We start from the raw sequence: 26,590 nt of genomic DNA, 5'->3' as shown, positions 1-26,590 counted from the left end.
TGGTCCACCTTTCCCAAGACTACTCATGCGGGACGGGAACACGTCCCCCGCCAAGAACCCCAAAGCCATGTCAGTGAGGACCCAGCGTGCCCAAAAACACCCGAATCCGCCAGCAAGTACAGGACTTCAAGGACCGTCCCGAGGCGGCCGTGCTCGTCATCGGGGGCGGAATCAACGGCGTCGCCACTTTCCGCGATCTGGCGCTGCAAGGCGTCGACGTGGCGCTGGTGGAACGCGGCGACTACTGCCAAGGGGCATCGGGCGCCTCGTCCCACATGATCCACGGCGGCATTAGATACCTGGAGAACGGGGAGTTCAGGTTGGTGCGGGAGTCCGTTGCCGAAAGGAACGGGCTGCTGTCCATCGCGCCGCATTATGTCAAACCGCTGCGGACCACGATTCCCGTCTTCTCCACCTTCTCCGGGATCCTCAGCGCGCCGCTTCGATTCCTGACGCACCGCAGCGGACGTCCCACCGAACGCGGCGCGGCGCTGATCAAGGCCGGCCTGGTGATGTACGACTGCTTCGCCGGCCTGTCCACGGCCCGCAACACGCCGTGGCACACCTTCCACGGACGCAGGAAATCCCTCGCGGCGCTACCCCAGCTGCGCCGGGACGTGAAGTACACCGCCACCTACTTCGACGCCTCCGTGCACAACCCCGAGCGGCTCACACTCGACGTTCTGAGGTCGGGGTTGGAGGCGAATCCAGCTGCGCGTGCCAGCAACTACCTCAGTCTGGCCCGCCACGAAGCCGAGGGAGTGGTCCTGCGAGACGAAATCACGGGGGAGGAGTTCAGGTTCCGCGCCGGAACGGTCGTCAACGCGACCGGGGCGTGGGCGGATGCGACCAACGCGTCGGTCGGCAAGCCCACGACCCACATGGGCGGAACCAAGGGCAGCCACATCGTTCTGGACCACCCGGCACTGCTGGAGGCGACGGGAGGGAACGAGATCTTCTTCGAGCACAGGGACGGACGGATCGTGCTGATCTATCCTTTGGGCGACCGCGTCCTGGTGGGCACGACGGACATCGAGGCCGACATCAGCCGGGACGCCGTGTGCACGGATGCGGAAATCGACTACTTCCTCGACCTCGTCCACCATGTCTTCCCCGCCCTGGAAGTCGGCCGCGATGCGATCGTCCACACCTTTTCGGGCGTCCGGCCGCTCCCGCGCCACGATGGCACGCAGCCCGGATTCGTCTCCCGGGACTACCGCATCGAGAGAAGCACGCTCGGCGACGGAGTGCCGATGCTGACCCTCGTCGGCGGGAAGTGGACCACTTTCCGGGCGCTTGCGGAGCACCTGGCCGGCGACGTCCTCTCGGAGTCCGGCCAGCGGCGTTCCGTGTCGACGAAGGACCTCGCCATCGGCGGCGGACGCGGGTACCCGAAAGACGCGGCGTCGCTGGGGGAGTGGTTCGCCGCCCGGGCCTCCCTGGCGGAACGCCGTCGGCTGGAGATCCTCTTGGAGCGGCACGGAACGCGCGCCGACGCCGTGCTGGAGCATTGCGGCCCGAACGACGCCCCGTTGAACGCCACCGATGAATTGACGGTCGGCGAACTCGGCTACTTCGTGGCCCAGGAGCAGGCCACCCGCCTGATCGACATCTTCATCCGCCGCACCTCGCTGGCTTTCCGCGGGCTAGTGACCAGGGAAATGCTGGAGGAAACCGCGGGCGTCCTGGCGCGCTATCTCGCGTGGGACGACGAAACGACCCGGGATGAAATCAAACACGCGCAGGACACCCTGCTCCGGTTGCACCGCACGCAGCTGGGCGGGAACGGCACGCGTCGGGGGCTGGCCCCGCACCAGGGCAGCCACCAACCGGCATAGCGCCCCGAAACGCCGGGGTCCGCGGAGTCATCCGCGGCACCCGCACGCCCGCCCCACATCCGGTGGCCGCGGGAAAAACCACGAGGAGTCAATGATGTCTCTACACATATTCAGCGCCGAGATGTTCGGCACCGCCATGCTCCTGCTGCTCGGTTGCGGCGTCGTCGCCAACGTCGCGCTGGCGGGCACCAAGGGAAACAGCGGAGGATTCCTGCTGGTCAACTTCGGCTGGGGGCTCGGCGTCTTCGCCGGCGTCTACATCGCGGCGGCATCCGGAGCCCACCTGAACCCGGCGGTGACCGTGGGCCTCATGGCGAACGGCGACGCCGCCGAGTTCGCACCCGGCGTGGACAAGACCATGCTGAACATGTTGGCCTATTTCGGCGCGCAGCTCACCGGCGCCATGTTCGGAGCCGCCGCGTGTTGGGTCGCGTACAAGCAGCACTTCGACGCCGAGCCGGAAGCCGCCAACAAACTCGCCGTCTTCTCCACGAGCCCCGGAATCCGGAACCCCGGCTGGAACCTGGCCACCGAGGCGATCGGTACCTTCGTGCTGGTCTTCGTGATTGCTTCCTTCGGGCAGACGCCTTCGGGCTTGGGTCCGCTGGCGGTGGCTCTGCTGGTCGTCGGGATCGGCGCCTCCCTCGGCGGGCCCACCGGATACGCCATCAACCCGACGCGCGACCTCGGCCCGCGCATCGTCCACGCGCTGCTGCCCATCAAGGGAAAGGGCAGCAGCGATTGGGGATACTCATGGGTCCCCGTCGTCGGACCGCTCCTCGGTGGCGCGGCAGCCGGACTCGCCGCCGGCGCCCTCTACTAACACCTCCCCAACACAACGAAGTGACAACGAAAGGTGAAGCACATGAGTGAGAAATACGTGATCGCGCTCGACCAGGGGACCACCAGCACACGGGCCATCGTGTTCGACCACGAGGGCCGGATCGCCTCGACCGGACAACTGGAACACGAGCAGATCTTCCCGAAGGCCGGCTGGGTGGAGCACGACCCATCCGAAATCTGGGCAAATACCCGGGAGGTCGTCGGAAGCGCGCTGTCCAAGGCCAACCTGACGCGGCACGACATCGTCGCGGTGGGCATCACCAACCAACGCGAAACCACGGTGGTCTGGAACAGGACCACGGGCGAACCCGTCTACAACGCCATTGTCTGGCAAGACACGAGGACCCAGCCGATTGTCGACGAGCTTGCCGGGGACGCCGGCGTTGACCGCTACAAGGACCGGGTCGGACTGCCGCTGGCGACGTACTTCTCCGGAACGAAGATCAAGTGGATCCTCGACAACGTTGACGGCGCCCGCGGGCAGGCGGAACGTGGGGAGCTCCTGTTCGGAAACACGGATACGTGGGTGACGTGGAACCTGACGGGCGGCACCGACGGTGGTGTCCACATCACTGACGTGACCAACGCGTCACGCACCCTGTTTATGGACCTGAAGACCCTCGATTGGGATGAGGAGATCCTCGCCGACTTCGGCGTTCCACGCTCGATGATGCCGGCCATCAAGTCCTCGTCCGAGGTCTATGGGGAGGTCCACGGTTCACAGTTGCTGCGCGAGGTTCCCGTCGCCGGCATCCTCGGCGATCAGCAGGCGGCAACGTTCGGGCAGGCCGCGTTCGGGAAGGGCGATGCCAAGAACACCTACGGCACCGGCTGCTTCTTGATCTTCAACACCGGCGAGGAGCTCGTCCGCAGCGAAAACGGGCTCCTCACCACCGTTGCCTACAAGCTCGGCGACGGGAGGCCCGTCTATGCGCTCGAGGGCTCCATCGCTGTCACCGGTTCGCTCATCCAGTGGCTGCGCGACAACATCGGCATGATCTCGACGGCTCCGGAGGTCGAGACCCTCGCGACCACGGTGGAGGACAACGGGGGCGTGTACATCGTCCCGGCCTTCTCCGGATTGTTCGCGCCCTACTGGCGCCCGGATGCGCGCGGCGCGATCGTGGGCCTGACCCGTTTCGCGAACAGGGGCCACATCGCCCGCGCGGCGCTGGAGGCCACCGCCTTCCAAACCCGCGAGGTTTTGGACGCCGTGAACGCAGACGCCGGAGTCGCGCTGACCGAGCTCAGGGTCGACGGCGGCATGGTCGCCAACGACGCGCTGATGCAGTTCCAGGCCGACCTTCTCGGGGTGCCCGTGGTCCGGCCCAAGGTGATCGAGACTACGGCGCTGGGCGCCGCGTATGCCGCCGGCCTCGCCGTCGGGTTCTGGAAGGACCTCGGGGAGCTGGAGAGCTACTGGTCGGAAGACAAGCGGTGGGAACCCCGCATGGACCCCGAGGAGCGGGATCGCCAGATGCGACTGTGGAAAAAGGCCGTGACGCGCACCTTCGATTGGATCGACGACGACGTGCGCTGACGTCCGCCTCCGCGACTGGGGTAAGATCCCTACATGGAACGGAAGTCCCTACTTACCCCGCCGTACGGGGTGCGCTGAGTACACCGCGCGCCCCGTACGGCAGCCCCTTGCATGCAAGGGGCTTTTGTTTGTCCTGAACGCCCCGCGGGTAGGCCCGGGTCGCCGAGGCACCGATTCAACGAGGAAGACCACCAGTGACCAGCGAGAACAGCACCACCAGCCGGCAGTCCGAGGAGGCCGGACAGGCCTACGACGCCGCGGCCATCGAAGCGACCTGGGCGCCGGTCTGGGACAAGCTCAATGTCTTCGCCCCGCTCGACGACGGAAGCCGCGAACGCCGCTACGTGCTGGACATGTTCCCCTATCCCTCCGGCGACCTGCACATGGGCCACGCCGAGGCGTTCGCCATGGGCGACGTCGTGGCACGCTACTGGCGCCAGCTGGGCTACGACGTTATGCACCCGATCGGCTGGGACTCGTTCGGCCTCCCGGCGGAGAACGCCGCGATCAAGCGCAACGCACACCCGAGCGAGTGGACGTACGCGAACATCGAGACGCAGGCGGCCTCTTTCAAGCGCTACGCGATCAGCGCCGACTGGTCCCGCCGCGTGCACACCTCCGATCCCGAGTACTACCGCTGGACCCAGTGGCTGTTCGTCCGGTTCTACGAGAAGGACCTGGCCTACCGCAAGGACCACCCGGTGAACTGGTGCCCCACGGACCAGACGGTGCTCGCCAACGAGCAGGTCGTCAACGGCGCCTGCGAGCGTTGCGGTACCCCGGTGACCAAGAAGTCGCTGAACCAGTGGTATTTCAAGATCACGGACTACGCCGACCGGCTGCTCCAGGACATGGAGCAGCTCAAGGGCCACTGGCCGGAGCGCGTGCTCTCCATGCAAAAGAACTGGATCGGCCGGTCGGAGGGCGCCCACGTCCACTTCGCCATCGAGGCCGTGGGCAACAAGCCCGCGGCGATGACCACCGTCTTCACCACCCGCCCCGACACCCTGCACGGCGCCACGTTCTTCGTGGTCGCCGCGGACGCCGCCTTGGCCGCCGAGCTGGTCACGGACGAACAGCGCCCGGCGCTGGAGGAGTACCAGGAGCAGGTCAAGGCGCTGAGCGAGATCGAGCGCCAGGCCACCGAACGCGAGAAGACCGGGGTGTTCACGGGCCGCTACGCCGTGAACCCGCTCAACGGAGAGAAGCTGCCCGTCTGGGCCGCGGACTACGTGCTGGCGGAGTACGGAACGGGCGCCATCATGGCCGTGCCCGCGCACGACCAGCGCGACCTCGACTTCGCCACGGCCTTCGGGCTGCCGGTTCGCGCCGTGCTCGACACCGGCGAGGAGGACCCGGCCGCCACGGGCGTTGCGACCACGGGCGAGGGCACACTGATCAATTCCGGCGAACTGGACGGCCTGAGCAAGGCCGACGGAATCGCCCGTGCGATTGAAATCGTCGAGGCCGCCGGAACGGGTGAGCACACCGTCAACTTCCGCCTGCGCGACTGGCTCCTGAGCCGCCAGCGGTTCTGGGGCACGCCGATCCCCATCATCCACTGCGCCGACTGCGGCGAGGTCCCGGTTCCGGACGACCAGCTCCCAGTCCGCCTCCCGGACAACCTGCGCGGTGAACAGCTCGCCCCGAAGGGGACTTCCCCCTTGGCCGCGGTTCCCGAGTGGGTCAACGTCGCGTGCCCGAAGTGCGGCGGCGACGCGAAGCGGGATACGGACACCATGGATACTTTCGTGGACTCCTCCTGGTACTTCATGCGGTTCGTTTCCCCGCACTACACCGAGGGCCCGTTCGATCCGCAGGCGGTTAGGGACTGGATGCCGGTCGGACAGTACGTCGGCGGCGTGGAGCACGCGATCCTGCATCTGCTCTATTCGCGGTTCTTCACCAAGGTGGTCCACGACCTCGGCCTGATCGAGGCGACCGAACCCTTCAGCGCCCTCCTCAACCAGGGCCAGGTCCTCAACGGCGGCAAGGCCATGTCCAAGTCGCTGGGCAACGGCGTGGACCTCGGGGAGCAGTTGGACAAGTTCGGGGTCGACGCCGTTCGTCTCACCATGATCTTCGCGTCGCCGCCGGAGGACGACGTCGACTGGGCGGACGTCTCGCCGTCGGGCTCCTCCAAGTTCCTGGCCCGTGCCTGGCGCCTGGCCGGAGACGTCGCCAGCGCGGTGGGCACCGATCCGTCCGACGGCGACAAGGCGCTGCGCAGCGCGACGCACCGCACAGTCGCGGACGCGCGCGAACTCCTCGACGCCGGGAAGTTCAACGTCGTCGTGGCCAAGGCCATGGAGCTGGTCAACGCGACACGCAAGGCGATCGACGCGGGCCCCGGCGCGGCGGATCCGGCCGTGCGCGAGGCCGTCGAGGCCGTGGCGGTGATCCTCAGCCTCTTCGCTCCCTACACGGCGGAGGACATGTGGGCCCAGCTCGGCCACGAACCGTCCGTCGCCAATGCCGGATGGCCCGCCGTCGAGGAAGCGCTGCTGGTCCAAGACACCGTCACCGCCATTGTGCAGGTGCAGGGCAAGGTGCGCGACCGTATCGAGGTGCCCGCCGACATCACGGAGGACGCCCTGCGCGAACTCGCGTTGGAGTCGGCCGCCGTCCGGCGCGCCGTGGACGGCCGGGACCTGCGCACCGTGATCGTCCGTGCGCCTAAACTCGTGAACATCGTCCCGGCATAGGATCCGCAGGCGGGTCCGCCACACCAGCCGATCAAGAGGACGGACACGACGATGGAGCAGAACGGGGCGCTCGCCCAGCCGGGCGGACCGGATCGGCTGCCCGGCTGGCTTGAACGGCTGCGCCGGCGCGGGCGCGAGGTGGCGAACGGCCGAGCCGCAACGCCCCCGGGGCACCGCGTCGCGGTGGTCACCGATTCGTCGTCGGCCATTCCCGTCGACTGGGCCGCGGCGCACCGCGCGGTCCTCACCGTGGTGCCCATGCCGATCATGATCGACGGCCAGATGCACACGGAAGGCACAGCCGACGTCGAAACCGAGTTGGCCATGGCACTGGCGCTCGGAAAGTCGGTCAAGACGTCCCGGCCGGCTCCCGGATTGTTCCTGCGCACGTACCGGGCGTTGGCCGACGCCGGATTCGAACACGTCGTGTCGATCCACCTGTCGTCGAAGCTTTCGGGCACCGTCGAGGCGGCACATTGGGCCGCGGAGCAGAGCCCGGTTCCCGTCACCGTCGTCGATTCGGAGACGGTGGGACTGGCCTTGGGCTTTTCGGTGATGGACGCGGTGTCCGCGTCCGAGGTCGGTGTCGACGAGTCCGGCGTGGCCGCGGTTGCCGGCCTCGCGGGGGGCAACACGATCGGATTCGTCGTCCCCAGCCTTGAGCAATTGCGCAAGGGTGGCCGGATCGGTGCCGCCGCCAGCGTGCTGGGTACCATTTTGGCCGTCAAACCCCTTTTGGCGGTGAGCGAGGGCCAGGTGGTGGTGAAGGAGAAGGTACGGACACTGCCGCGCGCCCTCGTTCGACTCGTCGCGCTGGCCCGTGAGGATGCCGGCCGACACCCGGCCGGGGCACGCGTGGCCGTCCACTATTTCGGCGACAGCGGTCCCGCGCACGAACTCGCGAACGAGCTGTCCGGATCCTCCGTCCAGCCGGTCAGATGCCAGCCGCTGCCGGCGGTCCTCGCCGCCCACACGGGGGCCGGCGTCTTGGCCGTGGTGGTCTCGGCGATACCCAAGGATCCGGAGCCACAGGAGCAATAGGACGCGGAGAGCCGCCCTCCACAACCGGTCACCAGACCCCCGGATTCCACACCGGCCTCAGCGTCGGTCGCCCCGGCCCGGCCGATCCCTAGCGTGGGGGCATGGTCCGTCACCGGTGGGAACTTCGCGGGGACACCGCCCGTCCGGTGGCCCCGGTCCGGCGGCTGCGCTTGCGCGTCGGACGCGGGGCCACACTATGCCTGTTGCTGGGTGCCCTGGCATGGATCTGCATCAGCCTCCTTTTCCACCCGCCGAACGGCGGGGGAGAGCGCCTCGGGGAGGTCCAACTGGTTCCCAGCGCCGCGACGGGCATTGCTTCCGCACCCGCCGCGGGTCCGACGGATGAGAAGCCCGGCGACGGGGAGGAAGCGCCGGGCGGATCCCCGGACGTCCCTTCCGCGGACACGTCTGCCGGAAGCCTGGTGGTCCACGTGGCCGGCGCCGTCAAGAAGCCAGGCGTCTACACGTTTCCCGTCGGCACGCGCGCCGCCACGGCGGTGGAGGAAGCCGGGGGCCTGACGGCGCAAGCCGACCAGTCGGCCGTCAATCTGGCTTCCGTGCTGAACGATGGCCAACAGCTCCTGATTCCCACCACGGGTGACGGGCGTCCCGCCGGGGCTGCCGGAACCGGCGTCCCGGATTCCGCCGGTTCCCACGGTGCCGGGGCCGCGTCGGCCGCCGTGGCCGTCAACGTCAACACCGCGCCCGCTGCCGAGTTGGAGAGCCTTCCCGGCGTCGGCCCCGTCATGGCCGCCAAGATCATCGACCATCGCGGCCGCAACGGACCCTTCTCCTCGCTCTCTGAGCTGGATTCCGTCCCGGGCATTGGACCGGCCATGATGGAGCGGCTCGAGGGGCTGGTGGCCTTCGAATGAGGAAGATCCCCGCCCTGCTCGCCGACACCGCGAACCGGGCCCTGTCTCCGCCTCCCACGGGGAGCACACAGGAAGAACTCGCGGGCTTGGACGCCAGGGCGTTGTGGTGCGCCGCAGGCGCATGGCTTGCGGCCACGGCCTTGGTGGGGCTCGACGTCCCGTCCACGGCGCTGGTTGCGTGCGCCGGAAGCGCACTGCTGGTTGCCCTGGCGTGGGTCCTCTTGCGCAACAGGGGACTGCTCGCCTGGAGCCATCCCCTGTGGGCGCCGCTGGCGTTGTTCGTGGCCGGGGGGACGCTGGCCGCGGTTTCGGTCGCCGGACACGGACTGTCCACCACCGATCCGGTTTTCGACGCTCATCTGGCCGACGGGGATTCCCTGCGTTTCAGCGTCCGGCTACTGGAGGATCCCCGCGCGGTGGCGAACCCCGACCGCTTCGGCGCATCGGACGAGAACGAGAGGGACGACGGCACCGGCCGGACAGGAAAGCCCCGAGTCACGACGCTGATCGCGTCTGCCGCCCTGGAGCGGTATGCCTTGGCGGGGCAGTGGCGTGGGACAAACACGGAAGTCGTCGTGGCCGTCTCACCGGACCATGTCGGCGGGCGCCCCCTCCGGAACGGGGACGTGGTCGAAGGCCTGGGGCGCGCCTCTCCGGCGTCGCCGGAATCGCGCGAAACACTTTGGATCCGCCCCACGGGACCGATCAGCATCCGTGGAGTGGACGACGCGCCAGGGCCGGCCCACACTCTTCGATCCCGCTTCCTGGACCTGACACGAGTGCTGCCCGCCGACGGGGCCGCGCTCCTGCCCGGCATGGTCATGGGGGACCGCAGCGGTCAGGACGAGGGGCTGTCCGCGGCCATGAAGGCGTCGGGTCTCGTGCATTTGACCGCGGTCAGCGGCGCGAACTGCGCCATGGTACTCGGCGCCGTGCTGTGGCTGGCTCGTGCCACGGGACTGGGGCGGGCCGCCGCCTACGCGGGCTCGCTGGCCTGTCTGGTGGGTTTCGTGGTCCTCGTCCGTCCCGAACCCAGCGTCGTCCGGTCCGCGGTCATGGGAGCCGTCGCCGCCACGGCCGTCTATGCCGGGCGCGGGCGGCAGGCGTTTTCCTCCTTGTGTGTTTGCGTTGTGGCGTTGCTGGTGTGGAACCCCTGGTATGCCGGTGAGCCCGCGTTCCAGCTGTCCGTCCTCGCGACCACCGGGATCGTGGTTCTCGGCCGTCCGCTGGCCGCGGTTCTGATGCGGATCATGCCGGGTTGGCTGGCCAACGGATCGGCCATCTGCATCTCCGCCCAACTGTTTTGCCTTCCCGTGCTCGTTGATCTGAGCGCGGAGCTTCCCGTCTATGCCGTGGCCGCCAACATCATCGTGGCTCCGCTGGTGCCGATCGTCACCGTCGTCGGGACTTCCGCCCTGCTGTTGGCCGCACTTCCGGCACCCTGGGTGCTCCCGCTCGTGTGGGCCTCTGGATTGCCGTCGGTCCTCGTGGCCGGCGTCGGCAGGGCGGTGGCTTCCCTGCCCGCCGCCACCGTTCCCTGGCCCGAGGGGGGAAGTGGCCAGCTGGCCGCCGCCGTCCTGGCCGCGTTGGCCGTTTCTTCAGCATGGTTGGCCACGGTCCGGCGCCGGTCCGTGGACCAGCCAACGGATCCCGCGCCGGAGGTGCCTGGAGCGCGGCGGTTCCCGGGTACGCGAATCGGTGCGCGGGGATGGGCCATCGGTGCCGCCATCGGTTTCATCGCGCTCCTCGCGGGCATCACGTTGCCGGCGACTGCCGTGTTCCCGACGAAGTCCGGTCCATGGGAAGTGGCGGTGTGCGACATCGGTCAGGGTGACGCGCTGGCGCTGCGTACCGGGGATCGAAGCGCCGTGGTCGTGGATACGGGTTTGGACCCGGGCGCGGTCGACGCGTGCCTGTCCGGCCTCGGCGTGGACACCGTCGACGCACTCTTCGTCACGCACCTGCACGCGGACCACGCAGGCGGGATCGCCGGCGTCTTCCGCGGGCGTAGCGTCGGCGAGCTGTACTATTCCGGCGCGGACCCGGACGAGAGCCCACGTGGAATGCCCGATGCCCACCAGGCGCGCCGGATCGGGGCCGGTGAAAAGGGACGGGAGCGGACCCTGGAGTGGTCCGCTATCTCGCCCTCCGCCGGCGCCGTGTCGACCAGCGAAAACGACGCGTCGCTGGTCGTGCTCTTCACCCTCTCCACCGGAGCAACGCTTCTGGCAACGGGTGACATTGAAGAGGACGCCATGCTTCGGCTGCTCGGGGAGCGCCCACGCCTGCGGGCGGACATCCTCAAGGTCAGCCACCATGGCGCCAGAAACGGGGGAACCGACGTCATCGAACGGGTAGGGGCAAGGATCGCGTTGATCAGCGTTGGAGCGGACAACGGCTACGGACACCCGGCGCCGGAAATCCTGGCCGCTCTGGACGCCGCGGGCATGGCGACGTTCCGCACGGACCTCAACGGTACGATCCTCCTGCGCACCACTGGGCGGGGCACCGTGGAGTTGGTCGGAACGCCGACGGGGGAAGCCACCGGACGGTCCCGGTGGAGGGGATAGGATTCAGAGTCAAACAAGCGTCGGAAGGTGGACGGACATGGCGGCAGCAAAGTCGGCTCCCACAAGGAGTCAGGCCAAGACGGCATCGGCGGGGAGCTGGCGCACCGTTGAACCGGCTCCCTTGGTCCTGCTCCTCGGACCGGAATCCCATCTGGCCGGGAGGGCCGTCGAGCGGCTCCGCAGCCTTGTCCGGGAACGCGAGTCCGGAGTCGAAACCACGGAGTTCGATGCGGCCGCCTACCAACGCGGTGAGCTGCTCATGGCCGCCAGCCCCTCGCTTTTCGGCGAGGCGAAAGTGGTGGTGGCCCGAGGGCTCGCCACCATGAACGAGGACTTCCTCGAGGACGCCTTGGCCTACTGCAAGTCGCCTGCGCCGGACGTCGTGGTGGCAATGCACCATTCCGGGGGCAACCGCGGCAAGAAGCTCTTGGATGCCCTGAAGGCGGCCGGAGCCCACGTCATCGACTGCCAGCCGCTGAAAAAGGACGCGGAGAAGCTGGACTTCGTGGCCCAGGAGTTCCGCCAGGCCAAGCGCCGCATCCAGCCCGACGCCGCGCGGGCTCTCGTGGCCGCGGTCGGCTCGGACCTGGCCGAACTGGCGGCCGCCTGCACGCAGTTGGTTCAGGACACCACGGGCGAAGTCGTCAAGGAGTCGGTCGACGAGTATTTCGGTGGGCGGGTCGAAGCGACCGGTTTCAAGGTCGCAGACGCCGCCCTCACCGGGCGTGGGGCCGTCGCCCTCAGCACTTTGCGCCATGCGCTGGCCACCGGCACCGACCCCGTCCCGATCGTCGCGGCGCTGGCCATGAAGCTCCGACAGGTGGCCAAGGTCGCAGGGCAGCGCAAGTCGGCCGGGCAGCTGGCGAGGGAATTGGGGATGGCTCCCTGGCAGGTCCAACAGGCCCAGGAACAGGCACAATACTGGACGCCGGACGAGCTCGTGAACTGCCTACGACTGGTCGCGGAAGCCGACGCACAGGTCAAGGGCGCATCGCGGGATCCCGAATACGCGGTGGAGCGCGCCGTCACCGGAATCGCCCTGGCCGCACGCCGCTGATGCACGCGACGGTCCGGTGGCGGGGCGGGGCGGGTCCTTGCTCCAACACAAAAAAGGATGGCCACCCCGTTGCCGGGGCGGCCATCCTCCGCATGCTCGTCCTGCCTAGAGGGCGGCGACCTTCTTGGAGATCGCGGACTTGCGGTTCGCGGCGTTGTTCTTGTGGACGACACCCTTGCTGACGGCCTTGTCCAGCTTGCGGCTGGCCGAGGCCAGCGCGGTGCCGGCGGCATCCTTGTCGGCGGAGGCCACGGCCTCGTTGACCGAGCGGATTGCGGTCTTCAGCTCCGACTTGATGGCGGCGTTGCGAACGCGTGCCTTCTCGTTGGTGAGGATGCGCTTCTTCTGGGACTTGATATTTGCCACTGGTATAAACTCTCTTGCTTCTCGCGGATGGGTCGGTGAGGGTTCACTCCAGAGCCATCGACTGAGCGGCGTGGGGATACCTATGGCGACTCGGGAGAAGTGCCCGTCGACCTGCCCGGACACACAGCAGTCAATGTTAGCAGTAATGCACCCGCCCCGCGATTCCGGCACGAACACGGCGCGTCGGCGGGCGCCGTCTAGGCCGTGAGCCGGCTCGCCACGACGTCGAACCTCGACTTGTCCAGGACCGCCCCCTCGCGCCTGATGCCGCCCGGCTCGAGGCGCACGACACGATCCAATTTCACTTCGCTCTCCCGCCCCGCGGTGTCCCAGCGGCCGCTGCCGATATCCACGTAGTTGGGATCGGCGTTCCTGCCGTTGTTGCGGTCCTTGGATGTCAGCATCAGCCCCAGGAGGTAGGGCCCGTCGTGACCCACCAGCAGGACGGGTCGGTCCTTGCCCTGGGCGTGGTCCTCTTCGTAGGGCACCCAAGCCCACACCACCTCGCCGGGATCCGGCTCCCCGTCGGGCTCGGGCCGGTAGGTGGGACGCAGCGAGCCGGTGAAATCCCCCGGATAGCCGCCGGCCTGCCACCCGCCCGACGCGTCGCCCGCCAGCGGCGGCGGCGGGTTTCCGCTTCCGCCGTACGACGCCGGCCCGCCGCTCCCGGCGCTTCGGGTGGACCGGACCAGGCGCATCGCCATCCGGATCATCTTCACGGCCATGCGTCCATTGAATTGCATGCGCACACGGTACCAGCCGGACCCGCGGCCCTCCGCGCGGGGAGCGCACGCCGCCGGAAGCATGGGATAATGGCTTTTTGCGGTCCGCCCGCGCCCAGTTCACCTGCCTTCCGTACAGAGCGAGGTCACCCACGTGTCTCCCATGGCCCGCACCGCACCGGTGCCCGCCGCCACCGATCCGGCGATCATCAGGAACTTCTGCATCATCGCCCATATCGACCATGGCAAGTCCACCCTGGCCGACCGCATGCTGCAGTCCACCGGAGTGGTGCAGCAGCGCGACATGAAGGCGCAGTACCTGGACCGGATGGACATCGAGCGCGAGCGTGGGATCACGATCAAGAGCCAGGCCGTACGCATGCCTTGGGAACTCGACGGCACCGCATACGCCCTGAACATGATCGACACGCCGGGACACGTGGACTTCACGTACGAGGTCTCCCGCTCGCTGGCCGCCTGCGAGGGCGCCGTCCTCCTGGTTGACGCGGCGCAGGGCATCGAGGCCCAGACCCTGGCCAACCTGTATCTGGCCATGGAAAACAACCTGGCCATCATCCCCGTGCTCAACAAGATCGATCTGCCCGCCGCACAGCCGGAGAAGTACGCCGCCGAGCTCGCCAGCCTCATCGGGGGAGACCCCGACGACGTCCTGCGGGTTTCGGGCAAGACCGGCGCCGGCGTCGAGGTCCTGCTGGACAAGATCGTGCGCGACCTACCCCCACCGGTCGGCGACCCGAACGCTCCGGCGCGCGCCATGATCTTCGACTCCGTCTACGACACCTACCGCGGCGTCGTCACGTACGTGCGGGTCGTCGACGGTCAACTCCACCCGCGCGAGCGCATCCAGATGATGTCCACCCGCGCCAGCCACGAACTCCTCGAGATCGGCGTCAGTTCCCCGGAGCCGACGCCGAGCAAGGGCCTGGGCGTTGGCGAGGTCGGATACCTGATCACGGGCGTGAAGGACGTGCGGCTCTCCAAGGTCGGCGACACCGTGACAAACCTGTTGAAGCCGGCCGCCGACTCCCTCGGCGGCTACGAGGACCCCAAGCCGATGGTCTTCTCGGGCCTCTACCCCATCGACGGCTCCGACTACCCCGTACTGCGCGACGCGTTGGACAAGCTGCAGCTGAACGACGCCGCCCTCACCTACGTGCCCGAGACCTCCGTTGCGCTGGGATTCGGCTTCCGGGTGGGGTTCTTGGGCCTGCTCCACCTGGAGATCGTCCGCGAGCGCCTCGAGCGCGAGTTCAACCTGGATCTGATCTCGACTGCCCCGAACGTGGTGTACGAGGTCATGACGGACGACCGCAACATGGTCACGGTCACTAACCCCAGCGAGTTCCCCACGGGAAAGATCCTCGAGGTCCACGAGCCGATGGTCGCGGCGACCATTCTGGCTCCCAACGAGTTCGTTGGCGCGATCATGGAGTTGTGCCAGTCCCGGCGTGGTCAGATGCGCGGCATGGATTACCTTTCCGAGGAGCGTGTGGAGCTGCGGTACTGGCTTCCCCTCGCCGAGATCGTCTTCGACTTCTTCGACGTGCTCAAGTCCAAGACCCGCGGCTACGCATCCCTGGACTGGAAGGCGGACGGCGAGCAGATCGCCGATCTGGTGAAGGTGGACATCCTGCTCCAGGGGGAGCAGGTGGATGCGTTTAGCGCCATCACGCACAAAGACAAGGCCTACTCGTACGGCACGTTGATGACGTCCAAGTTGCGCGAGCTCATCCCGCGCCAGCAGTTCGAGGTTCCCATCCAGGCCGCCATCGGCTCCCGCATCATCGCCCGCGAGAGCATCCGGGCCATCCGCAAGGACGTTCTGGCCAAGTGCTACGGCGGCGACATTTCGCGCAAGCGCAAGCTGTTGGAAAAGCAGAAGGAGGGCAAGAAGCGCATGAAGATGGTCGGCCGCGTCGAGGTGCCGCAGGAGGCCTTCATCGCCGCACTGTCCTCCGACGAATCCAAGGACAAGGGCAAGAAGTAGCCCGATGCCCTCAGTTTTGCCGTTGGGAGATCCGGCCCCCGCCAATGGGCTGCTTCCGGCGTCGTCCGGCGAGGGCGCCGCGGAGCGTCCCTTCTGCGTCTACGTACACATTCCCTTCTGCGCGGTGCGCTGCGGATACTGCGACTTCAACACCTACACGGCGCACGAACTGGGCTCCGGCGCCACCCAGGACACCTACGCCGCCGCCGTCGGATCCGAACTGGCGTTCGGCGCACGCGTCCTGACCGGCTCCGGACTGCCGGACCGCCGGGTCGAGACCGTGTTCTTCGGCGGCGGGACTCCGACGCTGTTGCCTGCCGAGGACCTTGCGTCCGTGCTGGAACGCATCTCCGTCCTCTGGGGGCTGGCCCCGGGCGCGGAGGTGACCACGGAGGCCAATCCGGACTCCGTCACGCCGGAATCCCTGCGGGTTCTTTCCGACGCCGGATTCACGCGCGTCTCGTTCGGCATGCAGTCGGCGGTGCCCCACGTGCTCAAGACGCTGGACCGCACCCACCGTCCCGAACGCGTGGGCCGCGCCGTGCAGTGGGCACGCGACGCCGGGCTGGCCGTCAGCGTCGACCTGATCTACGGCACGCCGGGGGAGAGCATCGACGACTGGCGCGCCAGCCTGGAGACCGCGCTCTCCTACGAGCCGGACCACATTTCCGCCTACGCCCTGATCATCGAGGATGGCACGCGTCTCGCCGCCCAGATCAAACGCGGAGAAGTGCCAGACATCGACGACGACGACCACGCCGACAAGTACCTGTTGGCTGAATCCATGCTCACGGCCGCGGGCTTCGGCTGGTACGAAGTCAGCAACTGGAGCCGCTCGGAGGAAACCCGCTGCCGCCACAACATGGCCTATTGGACCGGGGCGGACTGGTGGGGCGCCGGTCCCGGCGCGCACTCCCACGTCGGCGGCCTCCGGTGGTGGAACGTGAAGCATCCCGCGGCCTACCAGCAGCGGATCGATGCGGGCGTTTCCCCGGCCGCGGGACGCGAAACCCCCGACGACGACGCGCGCTACCTCGAACGCGCGATGTTGCTGACACGCATTGTCGATGGCATGCCCACCGCGGAGTTGCGCCCGGCGGGAAGGAAGGCGGTGGCAGGCCTGATCGCCGACGGCCTGATCGAAGGGCCGGCGGCCGTGCGCGGGACGGTGGTTGCGACCCTGAACGGCCGGCTGCTGGCCGACGCCGTTGTCAGGCGCCTCCTGGACTTCTGAGTCCAACGCCGCCGGCTAGTGGATCAGCCGCAGGTTCAGTGGATAGCGGTATGGCCGGCCCCGGTTGACCTCGATGCCCGCGACGACCCCGCTCACCGTCAGGTAAACCCAGATGGCCACCGCGATCACCGCGAAGACGCTCCCGACCACCGGGATCAACGTGAGGATGTTGGACAGCATCGCCAAAACCGTCAACGGCACCGTGAAGTTCAGGGCCTCTTTGGACTCCTGCGCGGTGAACGGGCCGCGCCCGCGGTACACGAAATAGATCACTGCCGACGGAATGAAACCGAGGATCGATCCGAAGTGGGCGATCGTTGCCCATTGCCGGTCCTCCGAAGGAGACAACGGCAACGGCGAGGGGGAGGAGGCCTCGTAGTGCCTGCGGTCCCCGGAATCGTTCCGTGCCTTTTCGCTAAACCCGTGGGTCACGCCCGAGTCTCCATTCATGGTCGCCTATTGCGGCCAGTTTATCCCGTGAAGTCGGTGGTTCGCGCACGACGGGCCGGTGGTTCGGCGCGGATCCGCTCCGCGCGCCGGGCCTGTCCCGTGTCGCTACCCGCGTGGGCCACCCTCGGCCGTCAGGAAATCGATGACCTCCTCCACGCGGCCCAGCAGGCTGGCCTCCAAGTCCGCGTAGCTCGTGACGCTCGCCAGCAGGCGCTTCCAACCCAGCGCCACGTCCGCTTGGGTTGCATGCGGCCACCCGAGGCCCCGAAGGATCCCCGTTTTCCAGTCGGTCCCGCGGGGCGCAACCGGCCAGGCGCGAATGCCGAGCACCGAAGGGCGGATGGCCTGCCATACGTCGACGTAGGGGTGGCCGACGATCAGGACGTTGCCACGCGCACCCGGCACGGCCATGGCCTCGGCGGCGATCCGGGCTTCCTTGCTGCCCGGCACCAGATGGTCCACCAGAATGCCGAGCCGCCGTCCCGGCCCCGGGGCGAATTCCCGCACGGCAGACGCCAGGTCGTCGACGCCGTGCAGGGGCTCCACGACAACACCCTCGACGCGCAGGTCGTGGCCCCATACCTTCTCGACCAGCTCCGCGTCGTGCTTGCCCTCGACCCAAACGCGGCTCGCCCGAGCCGTCCGCGCCCTGAGGTTCTCGACCCGCACCGAACCGGACGCCGTACGCGCCGGCCGCGGCGGCGTGCCGCCCCGAACCGGCTCCACGATCTCGACGGGCTCGCCCTCGATCAGGAATCCGAAACCGGTCGGGAAGGACTTGGTTTTTCCGCGCCGGTCCTCAAGGACCACGATCCGCATGCCCCCGGACTTTTCGACCCGGACTACTTCGCCCACCCATTCCGTCTGCACGTCCTCGAGGACCAGACCCAACGCGGCGGGGACTTGGCGAAGTTTCCTCGGTCGCGGGGCCGAGATCTCGCGGGCGCCCCATTCGTAGTTGTTCACAGTGCCTGACACAGCCTTTCGTGGTGCGCCCACGGGGGCGGCGGTGCGATCCGGCCATCCGGCGCGCAGCCACCATGCTAACAACCTCGAAACGTATTAGACTTGGCACTTGACGGCGTCGAGTGCCAAACCGCCCCGTCGTCCAACCATCGCCCACGAGACGGAATCGGGAGGGAAGGGATGTCCGAACCACGACGCCTCGAGGTGCTCCGGGCCATCGTCGAGGACTATGTGCACTCCCGCGAGCCCGTGGGGTCGAAGGCTCTTGTCGAGCGCCACCAGCTGGGCGTGTCTGCGGCGACCATCCGCAACGACATGGCGGCGCTGGAGGACGAGGGTCTGATCGCCGCGCCGCACACCTCTTCCGGGCGTGTCCCCACCGAACAGGGGTATCGGCGTTTCGTCGACCGCATCGAGGACGTGCGGCCGCTTTCCGCCGCGGAGCGCCGCGCCATCCAATCCCTCATCGAAGGCGCGGACGACGTCGACGACGTCCTCGAGCGCACGGTTCGCCTTTTGGCGCAATTGACCCACCAGGTCGCCGTCATCCAGGTTCCGCAGTACAGCGACGCGGCTGTCCGCCACATCGAACTGGTGGGGCTCGGCGCCGGACAGGTGCTGGCCGTCCTGATCAGCACTTCGGGCAAGGTCGAGCAGCGTGTTGTGCTCACTCCGGCGGAGACGAACGAAGACGACCTGCACACCATCAAGGCGGCGTTCATGGCGATGGCGGCCGGCGGCAAGCTGGCCGAGCTGTCGCCGCTGGCGGGCGCCGCCGTGGAGAACGTGCCCGTTAGGCTCCGCCCGGCCGCACGGATACTCGCCGGCGCGCTCGGCGCGCTGGGCGACAACAGCGTGGTCGATCGAATTGTGATGGCCGGTACGGCCAACCTCGCGCGCTCCACGGGCGACTTCCCGCTCACCATTACCCCGGTCCTCGAGGCCCTCGAGGAGCAAGTCGTGCTGCTGCGGTTGTTCTCGGAGATGGAATTGGATGCACGGGGCATCGCGGTTCGGATCGGCAGCGAAAACGCGTACGGTGGTTTGGTTGAGACCTCACTGATCGCCACGGCCTACGGGCCGGGCCAATCGTCCAAGATGGGCATCCTCGGCCCCACGCGCATGGACTACCCCAGCAGCATGGCCGCCGTCCGCGCGGTCGCCCGCTATCTTTCCCGGATCCTGGCCGGCTAACGCCGACCCACCGGTTAACCAAGCATCGAAAAGCAGGAAAGGACACAGCGAACACTGTGAGCAACCACTACGACGTACTCGGCGTCGCGCAGGGCGCGACGACCGAGGAGATCAAGAAGGCCTACCGCAAGCTTGCGCGTAAGCTGCACCCGGACGTCAACCCGGGAGACGGCGCCGCGGACGAGTTCAAGCTCGTCACCCGCGCCTACGAGGTCCTGTCGGATCCGGAGAAGCGCCGCAATTACGACACCACGGGCAACGAGAACGGCAACGCCGCGGGACCCGGCCCCGGAGCGGGCTACGGCTTCAACGACATCTTCGAGCAGTTCTTCGGCGGGACGGGGCAGGCCGCCGGGCCCGCTTCGCGGACCAGCCGGGGCCGCGATGCGCTGATCACCGCGCCGATCGACCTGAAGGACGCCGTCCAGGGCGTCGTCTACCCGTTGGAGATGGAAACCGCCGTCACGTGCACCGCCTGCCACGGGACGTGCTGCCAGCCGGGAACCTCGCCGGAGTCCTGCAACATCTGCAGGGGGCGCGGACAGGTGCAGCGGCCGGTTCGCTCCTTCCTCGGCCAGATGATGACGGTTGAGACGTGCAGCGCCTGCCGCGGTTTCGGAACGACCCTTCCCAGCCCGTGCAACGAGTGCATGGGACAGGGCCGCGTGCGTGAACGCGTCAGCAAGCAGCTCAAGGTGCCCGCGGGCGTGGCAACCGGCACCCGTATCCACCTCGCGGCGCAGGGCGAGGCCGGCCCCGGCGGCGGACCCGCCGGCGACCTCTATGTCGAGATCGAGGTCAAGCGCCATCCGGTCTTCGAACGCGAGGGCAACGACCTGCACGCCACGCTGACCGTGCCGATGACGGCAGCCGCCCTCGGCGCGGACCTGGACCTCGACACGTTCGATGGAAAGCAGGAGATCCGCGTGGAGTCGGGCTCGCAGTCCGGGGACACCGTGCGACTCTCGCAGCTCGGCGTTCCACGGCTTCGCGGCGGTGGGCGCGGCGACCTGATCGTGCACATCCAGGTCGAGACACCCACGAAGCTGGACGCCGAACAGCGGGACCTGTTGGAGCGGCTCGCGACGCTGCGCGGCGAGGAGGTCGCCGAGGGGCGGCTCTCCGAGCGTGGCGGCGTCTTCTCCCGCTTCTTCGACAAGCTTGGCCACCGCGGCTAATGAGCAACCAGGCCTTCCTCGTCGATCCGGGTGCCCTGGCCAACGCGGCACCGGGACAGACGGTGACGCTGGATGGCCCCGAGGGGCACCACGCCGTGTCGGTCAAGCGCGTGCGGGAGGGCGAACGGATCGATCTCGTCGACGGCGGGGGCCGGCGCGCCGCCTGCGTCGTGGTCACCACGGCCAGGGGGTTCCTCGAGGCCCGCGTCGAAACCTTGGAGGTCGAGTCGTCTCCCGCCCTCCGTACTGTCCTGGTTCAGGCGCTGGCGAAGGGCGATCGGGACCTCCAAGCCGTGGAATCCGCGGTGGAACTGGGAATTGACAGGGTGGTCCCATGGCAGGCCGAGCGTTGCGTCGTGCGTTGGACGCCCGATAAGGCGGCCAAGGGCCGCCAGAAGTGGGAGTCGACCGTCCGTGCAGCGGTGAAGCAGTCGCGCCGGTCCCGGGAACCGTCGGTGGGAGAGCCCGTCAACACGAATCAGCTGGCGGCGATGGCCCGCACCCATGGTACGCAAGGAACCGGCGGCGGTTCGGAAGTGCCCGGCGGCCGCCTGACCGTGGTGCTCCACGAGACCGCCACGGAGCCCCTGTCGCGGGTCGTCCAGATGCGGCTGGCGCAGGAGAAGCCGCCTGTGGAAATACTGCTGGTGGTCGGTCCCGAGGGTGGCATCGCGCCCGGGGAGCTCGACAAACTGGTATCGGCCGGCGCCGCGACGGCATCACTGGGAACAAACGTCCTCCGGGCGTCCACCGCCGGTCCCGCTGCCCTGGTGCTGGTCCGGCACCTCGCCGGCCTGCTGGACGGTTCCGTCCGGAACTAGTTGACGGTCAGCGCCTTGGTGTCCTCGCTCAGGCGCTCCGCATCCTGCGCCGTCTGGCCCCACACGGACAGCCGGTATTCGCCCGGGCGCATGTTCAGGACGATTTCGAACGCATCCTCCGGCAGTTCGCCCGCGCCCAATGCAAGCGCCCCCTGCGAGACGACTTCGCCCGGTTCCCCGTCGCGGGTGCGGCGCACCTCCCACCGTGTGCCGCCGGTGAATCCCGCCGAAACACCGCGGACGGTCAGCTTGCCGGCGGGACGCGTCGCGCCGTCTTGCGGATCGATGACCCAAATCGGCGCCCGGAGACTGGCGACTCGTTCGATCGGTCCATCGAGCGGGATGTGGCCGAAGGCCTCGTAGCCCGTGTGCCCGTCGACCAGCACGGCGACCCGCGACGGAGTCGTGCCTGTCAGCAACCCGGCGTTGGCCGCCGCGGCCGTGGCCGTGTACACCAATTGCTGGATGGCGCGTTCGGCAAGCCCGCGGTCGAGTTCGCGGGAGAACGCGTCGTCCGAAAGATCGACGGTGATCACATTGTTCGTGTCGATGGAGGTACCGATGCGCGCGGCGGGCGACCAGACGTTGAAATAGTCGGTGTCGGTCGGCGTGTGCTCCAACATGTATTTGATGGCCGAGGTGATCGGGTCGCCCTGATCCTCGGCCTTGAGGTATTCGCGGTACAGGTAGACGGTCAAGTCCCGCTCGCCGAGCCAATACACGGGCGAGAGGCGGTGGCTGCTCAACTTCTCCAGCGGTTCGGCGTCCTGCGGCGGCGGCGTGACCCGCGCCGTCGTCGAGGATCCTTCCGGCATCGTCGTCGTGGGCACACCCATGCCCCCAGCGCAGGCCGACACGGCGCCCAGGGACGCGACAAGCACCAGGACGGCCACGCGGGAACGCGTGCGTCTACGGTGTTTGGGGGTCGTCAAGGTCGTCCTTTTCAGGGGGGATAGCGGGGTGGCCACCATCGGCCGCCCAACAAGCTTGGCATAGCACTCGCCCGGGGGCGCACCCCGGACCGGGGATGCGGCAGGACTGTTGTACGACCGATATGTCCCGCGTGTGCACTAATTCCTGCGGCCGCCGCCCCCGCGGGGCTGTTCAAGTACGATGGGAGAGCGCCGGAAACGGCCCGGGACCCGGGCCCGGATACGCCGGCGCCCAGCCACGGGAGGCGACGCCGACAGCATGATCCAGGACGCCGAGAAGCCACAACAGGAGAGCGGCGAGGCTGAAGTGGTCCACTTCGACTCCACCGACCAGATGGTTGCCACGCTCGGCGCCCACGACGAGGTTCTGCGGATCGTCGAAGGCGTCTACCCCGGGGCGAAGTTGCACGTTCGCGGCAACGAACTCACGGTGGGGGGCGAACCCGGAGATGCCGCCAAGGCGTTGCGCGTCGTCCACGAAGCCCGCGGCCTCGCGGGCCGCGGAACACGCATTTCCGCGCACCTGGTCGAGCAGCTCGTCCGCATGGTTGATGGTCCGTCCACCGCCCCGGGCAGCGCAAGTGGCGTCTTCGGCCTCAACATCCTGACGGGCCGCGGACGAAGCATCCGCCCCAAGACGGTGAACCAGAAGTCCTATGTCGACGCGATCGACGACAACACGGTGATCTTCGGCATCGGGCCGGCGGGGACGGGCAAGACCTTCCTCGCCATGGCCAAGGCCGTGCAGGCCCTCCAGGCCAAGGAGGTCAGCCGCATCATCCTCACGCGGCCGGCCGTCGAGGCGGGGGAGAAGCTCGGATTCCTACCCGGCACGCTGACGGACAAGATCGATCCCTACCTGCGCCCCCTCTACGACGCGCTGCACGACATGGTCGATCCCGAGTCCATTCCGCGCCTCATCGCCGCCGGCACCATCGAGGTGGCCCCGCTGGCCTACATGCGCGGACGCACGCTCAACGACGCGTTCATCATCCTCGACGAGGCGCAGAACACGACGCCGGAGCAAATGAAGATGTTCCTGACCCGCCTCGGTTTCGGGTCCAAGATCGTCGTCACGGGCGACATCACGCAAATCGACCTTCCGGGTGGCACCAAGTCGGGGCTCAAGGTCGTCAGCGAAATCCTCGACGACGTCGACGACATCGCCTTCCGGATGCTCGACGCCACCGACGTTGTCCGCCACAGGCTCGTCGCCGACATCGTCACCGCGTACGAGACGTGGACCGCGCGCGAGTCCGAGCCGCCGATCGACTGGCGCACGAGGCGCACCAACCGGCGTCCCGGGCGTCCCTCCGGCACGTCCGTTCCGCCCGCCGACGCCGGGAAGGGCTAGCCATGTCCGTCGAGGTGAACAACGAGTCGGCCATGTCCGCGGACCTCGAGGCGCTGAGCCGCCTGGGACGCCACATCCTGGACTCCCTCTATGTGCACCCGGAGGCGGAGGTCTCCATCATCCTGGTCGACGAGGACGCCATCGAACGGTTGCACGTCGACTGGATGGACTTGCCGGGGCCCACGGACGTCATGTCCTTCCCGATGGACGAGCTCCGCCCCGGGAGCCCCGGAAGCCAGACGCCAGCCGGCATGCTCGGCGACATCGTCATCTGCCCCCAAGTCGCCGCCCAACAGGCCAAGGGCGGCGGTCACAGCACGGCGGACGAGATCCTCCTGCTGGCCACCCACGGCATGCTCCACCTTCTCGGCTACGAGCACGACGATCCCGCGGACAAAGAAGAGATGTTCGGGTTGCAGCGGAGCCTGCTCGAGGCCTTCCTCGGACGGCCGGCCCCGCGCGAGACGACCGAATGATCCTCACGCTTCTCGCGCTCCTCGCCGTGGCCTTCATCTGCTGCGCCGCGGTGTTGACCGCCGCGGAGTCGGCGTATCTGTTCCTGCCGCGTTCCGAGGCGGAGCAGATGCTGGCGGACCGCCCCCGGAAGCGACTCCGGCAGATCCTGTCCGAACCGACGGCGCATACGCACGCCGTGCGGTTCTGGCGCATCTGGTTCGAGACCGCGTCCGCGGTGGCCATTGCCATTCTCTACCACGACCTTCTGGACAACGTGTGGCTCGCGGGCCTGTTGGCCACGGCCACGATGGCCGCCATCGGCTTCGTGCTGGTTGGGGTGTCGCCGAGGCGTCTTGGGAGGGACCGCGCCTCCGGCGTCGTCGTCTTCACGGCACCGCTCGTCCGGTTCCTCCGCGTGATCCTGGGTCCCATCCCCGGTTGGCTGGTGCGGGTGGGCTCGGCGATAGCCCCCGGGACACCGGTCCGGGAGGACGCGTTCTTTACGGAGGAACAATTCCGGGACATGGTGGACCGCGCCAACGAGGCGGACATGATCGAGGACGTCGAGGCGGACTTCATCCACTCCGTCTTCGAGCTCGGTGACACCCGTGTCCGGTCCGTCATGGTGCCCCGAACAGACATGGTGACGGTCGACGTCGGCACGTCACTGCATAGCGCCATGACGCTCTTCCTGCGTTCGGGGTGCTCCCGGATACCCGTCATCCGGGAGAGCGCCGACCAGATCGTCGGAATCGTCTACCTTAAGGACGTCGCGGCCCGGTTGCACACCAACCAGGCGGATGGACGCCCGGTCGAGGCCGTCTGCAGGGACGTCCGGTACGTTCCCGAGTCCAAGTCGGTCGCCGAACTGCTGCAGGAACTCCAGCGCGAGTCCACGCACGTGGCGATCGTCATCGACGAGTACGGCGGGACCGCGGGGCTCGTTACGCTGGAGGACCTGATCGAGGAGATCGTCGGAGAGATCGACGACGAGTACGATACGACGCGAACCGAGTCCGAGGACGTGGGTGACGGCGTCTTCCGCGTCAGTGCGCGGATGTCGATCGACGACCTCGGGGAACTGTTCGATCGGGAGCTCGACGACGAGGAGGTGGACACGGTCGGTGGCCTGCTCGCCAAGACGCTCGGCCGAGTGCCCATCGTCGGCTCCGAGGTCGGCGTCTTCGGTATCCGGCTTCACGCCGAGCGGCTGGAGGGACGCCGTAACCGCATCGGCTACGTGCTGGCCTGGCTCGACGAGACGCAGGACGAGGAAAGAACCTCCGAGGACGGCTCGACCGGCCGCATGGAAACCGCCCAACCGGGCGACACCACAAGGGAATAGGAACCATGTCAAAAGACAACACCGGGTCAGGCGGACTCCTGCCGCGCGAATGGCCGGCCGGTTTCCGCGCCGGCTTCACGTCCTTCGTCGGCCGCCCGAACGCGGGCAAGTCCACCCTGACGAACGCGCTCGTCGGCCAGAAGGTCGCCATCACGTCCGCTAAACCGCAGACAACGCGGCACACCATCCGGGGCATCGTCCATCGCCCGGATGCGCAGCTGATCCTGGTGGACACCCCGGGCCTCCACCGTCCGCGCACCCTCCTGGGCCAACGCCTGAACGACCTGGTCGCCGACACCCTCAGCGAGGTCGACGCGATCGGCTTCTGCCTTCCGGCGAACGAGAAGATCGGCCCGGGCGACCGCTACATCGCGGCCCAGCTGGCGCAGCTCAAGGGCAAGCCGATTGTCGCCGTCGTCACCAAGGCGGACCTCGTCGACCGGGCCGCGCTCATGCGGCAGCTGCTGGCCGTCGCCGCGCTGGGCACGGAGACCCTCGGCGAGGCCGGCTGGGCCGCGGTGATCCCCGTTTCGGCAACGGGCGACTTCCAGGTGGGCGCGGTGGCCGACGTGCTCGTGGAGCAGATGCCCGTCTCGCCGCCGCTCTACCCGGATGGCGAGCTCACCGACGAACCGGAGGCCGTGATGGTCGCCGAGCTCATCCGCGAGGCCGCGCTCGAGGGGCTGGGCGACGAGCTTCCGCACTCGCTCGCCGTCGTGGTCGAGGAGATGATCCCCCGCGAGGGCCGCTCCGCGGACAACCCGTTGCTGGACGTCCACGTCAACCTCTTCGTGGAACGTTCGTCGCAGAAGGCGATCATCATCGGCCGCGCCGGCTCCCGGCTGCGGGAGGTCGGGACCCGTTCGCGCCAGGCAATCGAGAGGTTGCTGGGAACGCGCGTGTACCTCGACCTGCACGTGAAGATCGCCAAGGACTGGCAGCGGGATCCGAAGCAGCTCGGGCGCCTGGGCTTCTGACGGCGTCGCCCACGCCGGCGGGGCGGGGGCCCAACGTCCCGTCCCGGCAATAATGCCGGGACGGCGGAGGACTTGATCGGCGTGGGTGATAATGTGGGGACATGCGTGCGGGAATGCT

At 68.1% G+C, this 26,590-nt stretch carries 22 protein-coding genes; 17 read left to right on the top strand and 5 right to left on the bottom strand.

Annotated features, from left to right (window positions below; all coding sequences use genetic code 11):
• Positions 1–86: 86 nt before the first annotated feature.
• From ACHAAJ_RS02030 to holA, 8 genes are all read left to right on the top strand, one after another.
• The gene (locus ACHAAJ_RS02030; protein WP_435726182.1) at positions 87–1,838 is read left to right on the top strand and encodes a glycerol-3-phosphate dehydrogenase/oxidase; all 1,752 of its coding nucleotides are present in this window, start codon (positions 87–89) and stop codon (positions 1,836–1,838) included.
• Between the two features lie 94 nt (positions 1,839–1,932).
• Positions 1,933–2,661: an MIP/aquaporin family protein gene (locus ACHAAJ_RS02025; protein WP_435726181.1), complete on the top strand. Its 729-nt coding sequence runs from the start codon at positions 1,933–1,935 to the stop codon at positions 2,659–2,661.
• 42 nt (positions 2,662–2,703) lie between these two features.
• The gene (glpK, locus tag ACHAAJ_RS02020) at positions 2,704–4,221 is read left to right on the top strand and encodes a glycerol kinase GlpK (protein WP_435726180.1); all 1,518 of its coding nucleotides are present in this window, start codon (positions 2,704–2,706) and stop codon (positions 4,219–4,221) included.
• A 194-nt stretch (positions 4,222–4,415) separates the two neighbouring features.
• Positions 4,416–6,926: a leucine--tRNA ligase gene (gene leuS, locus ACHAAJ_RS02015; RefSeq protein ID WP_435726179.1), complete on the top strand. Its 2,511-nt coding sequence runs from the start codon at positions 4,416–4,418 to the stop codon at positions 6,924–6,926.
• 51 nt (positions 6,927–6,977) lie between these two features.
• The gene (locus ACHAAJ_RS02010; RefSeq protein ID WP_435726178.1) at positions 6,978–7,967 is read left to right on the top strand and encodes a DegV family protein; all 990 of its coding nucleotides are present in this window, start codon (positions 6,978–6,980) and stop codon (positions 7,965–7,967) included.
• Positions 7,968–8,068: 101 nt separating this feature from the next.
• The gene (locus tag ACHAAJ_RS02005; protein WP_435726177.1) at positions 8,069–8,842 is read left to right on the top strand and encodes a ComEA family DNA-binding protein; all 774 of its coding nucleotides are present in this window, start codon (positions 8,069–8,071) and stop codon (positions 8,840–8,842) included.
• On the top strand, positions 8,839–11,412 hold the full coding sequence (locus tag ACHAAJ_RS02000; protein ID WP_435726176.1) for a ComEC/Rec2 family competence protein: 2,574 nt from the start codon (positions 8,839–8,841) through the stop codon (positions 11,410–11,412). The genes ACHAAJ_RS02005 and ACHAAJ_RS02000 overlap by 4 nt, the downstream gene beginning before the upstream one ends.
• A 37-nt stretch (positions 11,413–11,449) precedes the next feature.
• Complete coding sequence (gene holA, locus ACHAAJ_RS01995) at positions 11,450–12,469, top strand: DNA polymerase III subunit delta (protein WP_435726175.1); 1,020 nt, start codon at positions 11,450–11,452, stop codon at positions 12,467–12,469.
• A 105-nt stretch (positions 12,470–12,574) separates the two neighbouring features.
• Here holA and rpsT read toward each other — a convergent pair whose 3' ends face one another.
• Positions 12,575–12,835, bottom strand: coding sequence for a 30S ribosomal protein S20 (rpsT, locus tag ACHAAJ_RS01990; RefSeq protein ID WP_435726174.1), 261 nt, complete (start codon positions 12,833–12,835; stop codon positions 12,575–12,577).
• Positions 12,836–13,032: 197 nt separating this feature from the next.
• Entirely contained in the window at positions 13,033–13,578 is a 546-nt protein-coding gene (locus ACHAAJ_RS01985) for a type II toxin-antitoxin system PemK/MazF family toxin (protein WP_435726173.1), read from the bottom strand.
• Positions 13,579–13,711: 133 nt separating this feature from the next.
• Here ACHAAJ_RS01985 and lepA point away from each other — a divergent pair, with 133 nt between their 5' ends.
• Together lepA and hemW are read left to right on the top strand one after the other, a co-directional pair.
• A complete protein-coding gene (gene lepA, locus ACHAAJ_RS01980) occupies positions 13,712–15,565 on the top strand; it encodes a translation elongation factor 4 (protein WP_435726172.1) in 1,854 nt (617 codons plus the stop codon).
• A gap of 4 nt (positions 15,566–15,569) precedes the next feature.
• Positions 15,570–16,799, top strand: coding sequence for a radical SAM family heme chaperone HemW (gene hemW / locus ACHAAJ_RS01975; RefSeq protein ID WP_435726171.1), 1,230 nt, complete (start codon positions 15,570–15,572; stop codon positions 16,797–16,799).
• 15 nt (positions 16,800–16,814) lie between these two features.
• On the opposite strand, the gene ACHAAJ_RS01970 is transcribed toward hemW, so the two are convergent.
• On the bottom strand, positions 16,815–17,249 hold the full coding sequence (locus tag ACHAAJ_RS01970; RefSeq protein WP_435726170.1) for a DUF4870 domain-containing protein: 435 nt from the start codon (positions 17,247–17,249) through the stop codon (positions 16,815–16,817).
• A 105-nt stretch (positions 17,250–17,354) separates the two neighbouring features.
• Entirely contained in the window at positions 17,355–18,215 is an 861-nt protein-coding gene (locus tag ACHAAJ_RS01965; RefSeq protein WP_435726169.1) for a DUF3097 domain-containing protein, read from the bottom strand.
• Between the two features lie 180 nt (positions 18,216–18,395).
• On the opposite strand from ACHAAJ_RS01965, the gene hrcA reads away from it, so the two are divergent.
• Genes hrcA through ACHAAJ_RS01950 form a run of 3 tightly spaced genes read left to right on the top strand, consistent with a single transcriptional unit; the run spans position 18,396 to position 21,408 of the window.
• Positions 18,396–19,409, top strand: coding sequence for a heat-inducible transcriptional repressor HrcA (hrcA, locus tag ACHAAJ_RS01960; protein WP_435726168.1), 1,014 nt, complete (start codon positions 18,396–18,398; stop codon positions 19,407–19,409).
• A gap of 56 nt (positions 19,410–19,465) precedes the next feature.
• Positions 19,466–20,587 (top strand): molecular chaperone DnaJ, encoded by a 1,122-nt coding sequence (gene dnaJ / locus ACHAAJ_RS01955; RefSeq protein WP_435726167.1) that lies wholly within the window; start codon positions 19,466–19,468, stop codon positions 20,585–20,587.
• Positions 20,587–21,408, top strand: coding sequence for a 16S rRNA (uracil(1498)-N(3))-methyltransferase (locus ACHAAJ_RS01950; protein WP_435726166.1), 822 nt, complete (start codon positions 20,587–20,589; stop codon positions 21,406–21,408). Before dnaJ ends, ACHAAJ_RS01950 begins: the two co-directional genes overlap by 1 nt.
• Here ACHAAJ_RS01950 and ACHAAJ_RS01945 read toward each other — a convergent pair.
• The gene (locus ACHAAJ_RS01945) at positions 21,405–22,340 is read right to left on the bottom strand and encodes a GerMN domain-containing protein (RefSeq protein ID WP_435726165.1); all 936 of its coding nucleotides are present in this window, start codon (positions 22,338–22,340) and stop codon (positions 21,405–21,407) included. The genes ACHAAJ_RS01950 and ACHAAJ_RS01945 overlap by 4 nt on opposite strands.
• A 259-nt stretch (positions 22,341–22,599) precedes the next feature.
• Between ACHAAJ_RS01945 and ACHAAJ_RS01940 the strand changes: the two genes are divergently transcribed.
• Genes ACHAAJ_RS01940 through era form a run of 4 tightly spaced genes read left to right on the top strand, consistent with a single transcriptional unit; the run spans position 22,600 to position 26,472 of the window.
• Positions 22,600–23,694 carry a PhoH family protein gene (locus ACHAAJ_RS01940; protein ID WP_435726164.1) on the top strand — a complete coding sequence of 365 codons (1,095 nt, stop codon included), beginning with the start codon at positions 22,600–22,602 and terminating at the stop codon, positions 23,692–23,694.
• Positions 23,695–23,696: 2 nt separating this feature from the next.
• Positions 23,697–24,170, top strand: coding sequence for an rRNA maturation RNase YbeY (gene ybeY / locus ACHAAJ_RS01935; protein WP_435726163.1), 474 nt, complete (start codon positions 23,697–23,699; stop codon positions 24,168–24,170).
• A complete protein-coding gene (locus tag ACHAAJ_RS01930; RefSeq protein ID WP_435726162.1) occupies positions 24,167–25,495 on the top strand; it encodes a hemolysin family protein in 1,329 nt (442 codons plus the stop codon). Before ybeY ends, ACHAAJ_RS01930 begins: the two co-directional genes overlap by 4 nt.
• Before the next feature lie 5 nt (positions 25,496–25,500).
• The gene (era, locus tag ACHAAJ_RS01925) at positions 25,501–26,472 is read left to right on the top strand and encodes a GTPase Era (RefSeq protein ID WP_435726161.1); all 972 of its coding nucleotides are present in this window, start codon (positions 25,501–25,503) and stop codon (positions 26,470–26,472) included.
• Positions 26,473–26,590: the final 118 nt, after the last annotated feature.

It is taken from the genome of Arthrobacter arnarulunnguaqae, assembly GCF_051262515.1.
Classification (GTDB): domain Bacteria; phylum Actinomycetota; class Actinomycetes; order Actinomycetales; family Micrococcaceae; genus Arthrobacter_N.
The sequence above is the reverse complement of the archived record's forward strand: the minus strand, read 5'-3'. Positions and strand labels throughout refer to the sequence as shown.

What these genes read in the sequence shown, in the direction of transcription:
- ACHAAJ_RS02025 (WP_435726181.1), top strand. Translation starts at nt 1,933, where the DNA reads ATGTCTCTACACATATTCAGCGCCGAGATGTTCGGCACCGCCATGCTC.
- glpK (WP_435726180.1), top strand. Translation starts at nt 2,704, where the DNA reads ATGAGTGAGAAATACGTGATCGCGCTCGACCAGGGGACCACCAGCACA.
- ACHAAJ_RS02010 (WP_435726178.1), top strand. Translation starts at nt 6,978, where the DNA reads ATGGAGCAGAACGGGGCGCTCGCCCAGCCGGGCGGACCGGATCGGCTG.
- ACHAAJ_RS02005 (WP_435726177.1), top strand. Translation starts at nt 8,069, where the DNA reads ATGGTCCGTCACCGGTGGGAACTTCGCGGGGACACCGCCCGTCCGGTG.
- ACHAAJ_RS02000 (WP_435726176.1), top strand. Translation starts at nt 8,839, where the DNA reads ATGAGGAAGATCCCCGCCCTGCTCGCCGACACCGCGAACCGGGCCCTG.
- holA (WP_435726175.1), top strand. Translation starts at nt 11,450, where the DNA reads ATGGCGGCAGCAAAGTCGGCTCCCACAAGGAGTCAGGCCAAGACGGCA.
- ACHAAJ_RS01985 (WP_435726173.1), bottom strand. Translation starts at nt 13,578, where the DNA reads ATGCAATTCAATGGACGCATGGCCGTGAAGATGATCCGGATGGCGATG.
- hemW (WP_435726171.1), top strand. Translation starts at nt 15,570, where the DNA reads ATGCCCTCAGTTTTGCCGTTGGGAGATCCGGCCCCCGCCAATGGGCTG.
- ACHAAJ_RS01970 (WP_435726170.1), bottom strand. Translation starts at nt 17,249, where the DNA reads ATGAATGGAGACTCGGGCGTGACCCACGGGTTTAGCGAAAAGGCACGG.
- hrcA (WP_435726168.1), top strand. Translation starts at nt 18,396, where the DNA reads ATGTCCGAACCACGACGCCTCGAGGTGCTCCGGGCCATCGTCGAGGAC.
- ACHAAJ_RS01950 (WP_435726166.1), top strand. Translation starts at nt 20,587, where the DNA reads ATGAGCAACCAGGCCTTCCTCGTCGATCCGGGTGCCCTGGCCAACGCG.
- ACHAAJ_RS01940 (WP_435726164.1), top strand. Translation starts at nt 22,600, where the DNA reads ATGATCCAGGACGCCGAGAAGCCACAACAGGAGAGCGGCGAGGCTGAA.
- ybeY (WP_435726163.1), top strand. Translation starts at nt 23,697, where the DNA reads ATGTCCGTCGAGGTGAACAACGAGTCGGCCATGTCCGCGGACCTCGAG.
- ACHAAJ_RS01930 (WP_435726162.1), top strand. Translation starts at nt 24,167, where the DNA reads ATGATCCTCACGCTTCTCGCGCTCCTCGCCGTGGCCTTCATCTGCTGC.
- era (WP_435726161.1), top strand. Translation starts at nt 25,501, where the DNA reads ATGTCAAAAGACAACACCGGGTCAGGCGGACTCCTGCCGCGCGAATGG.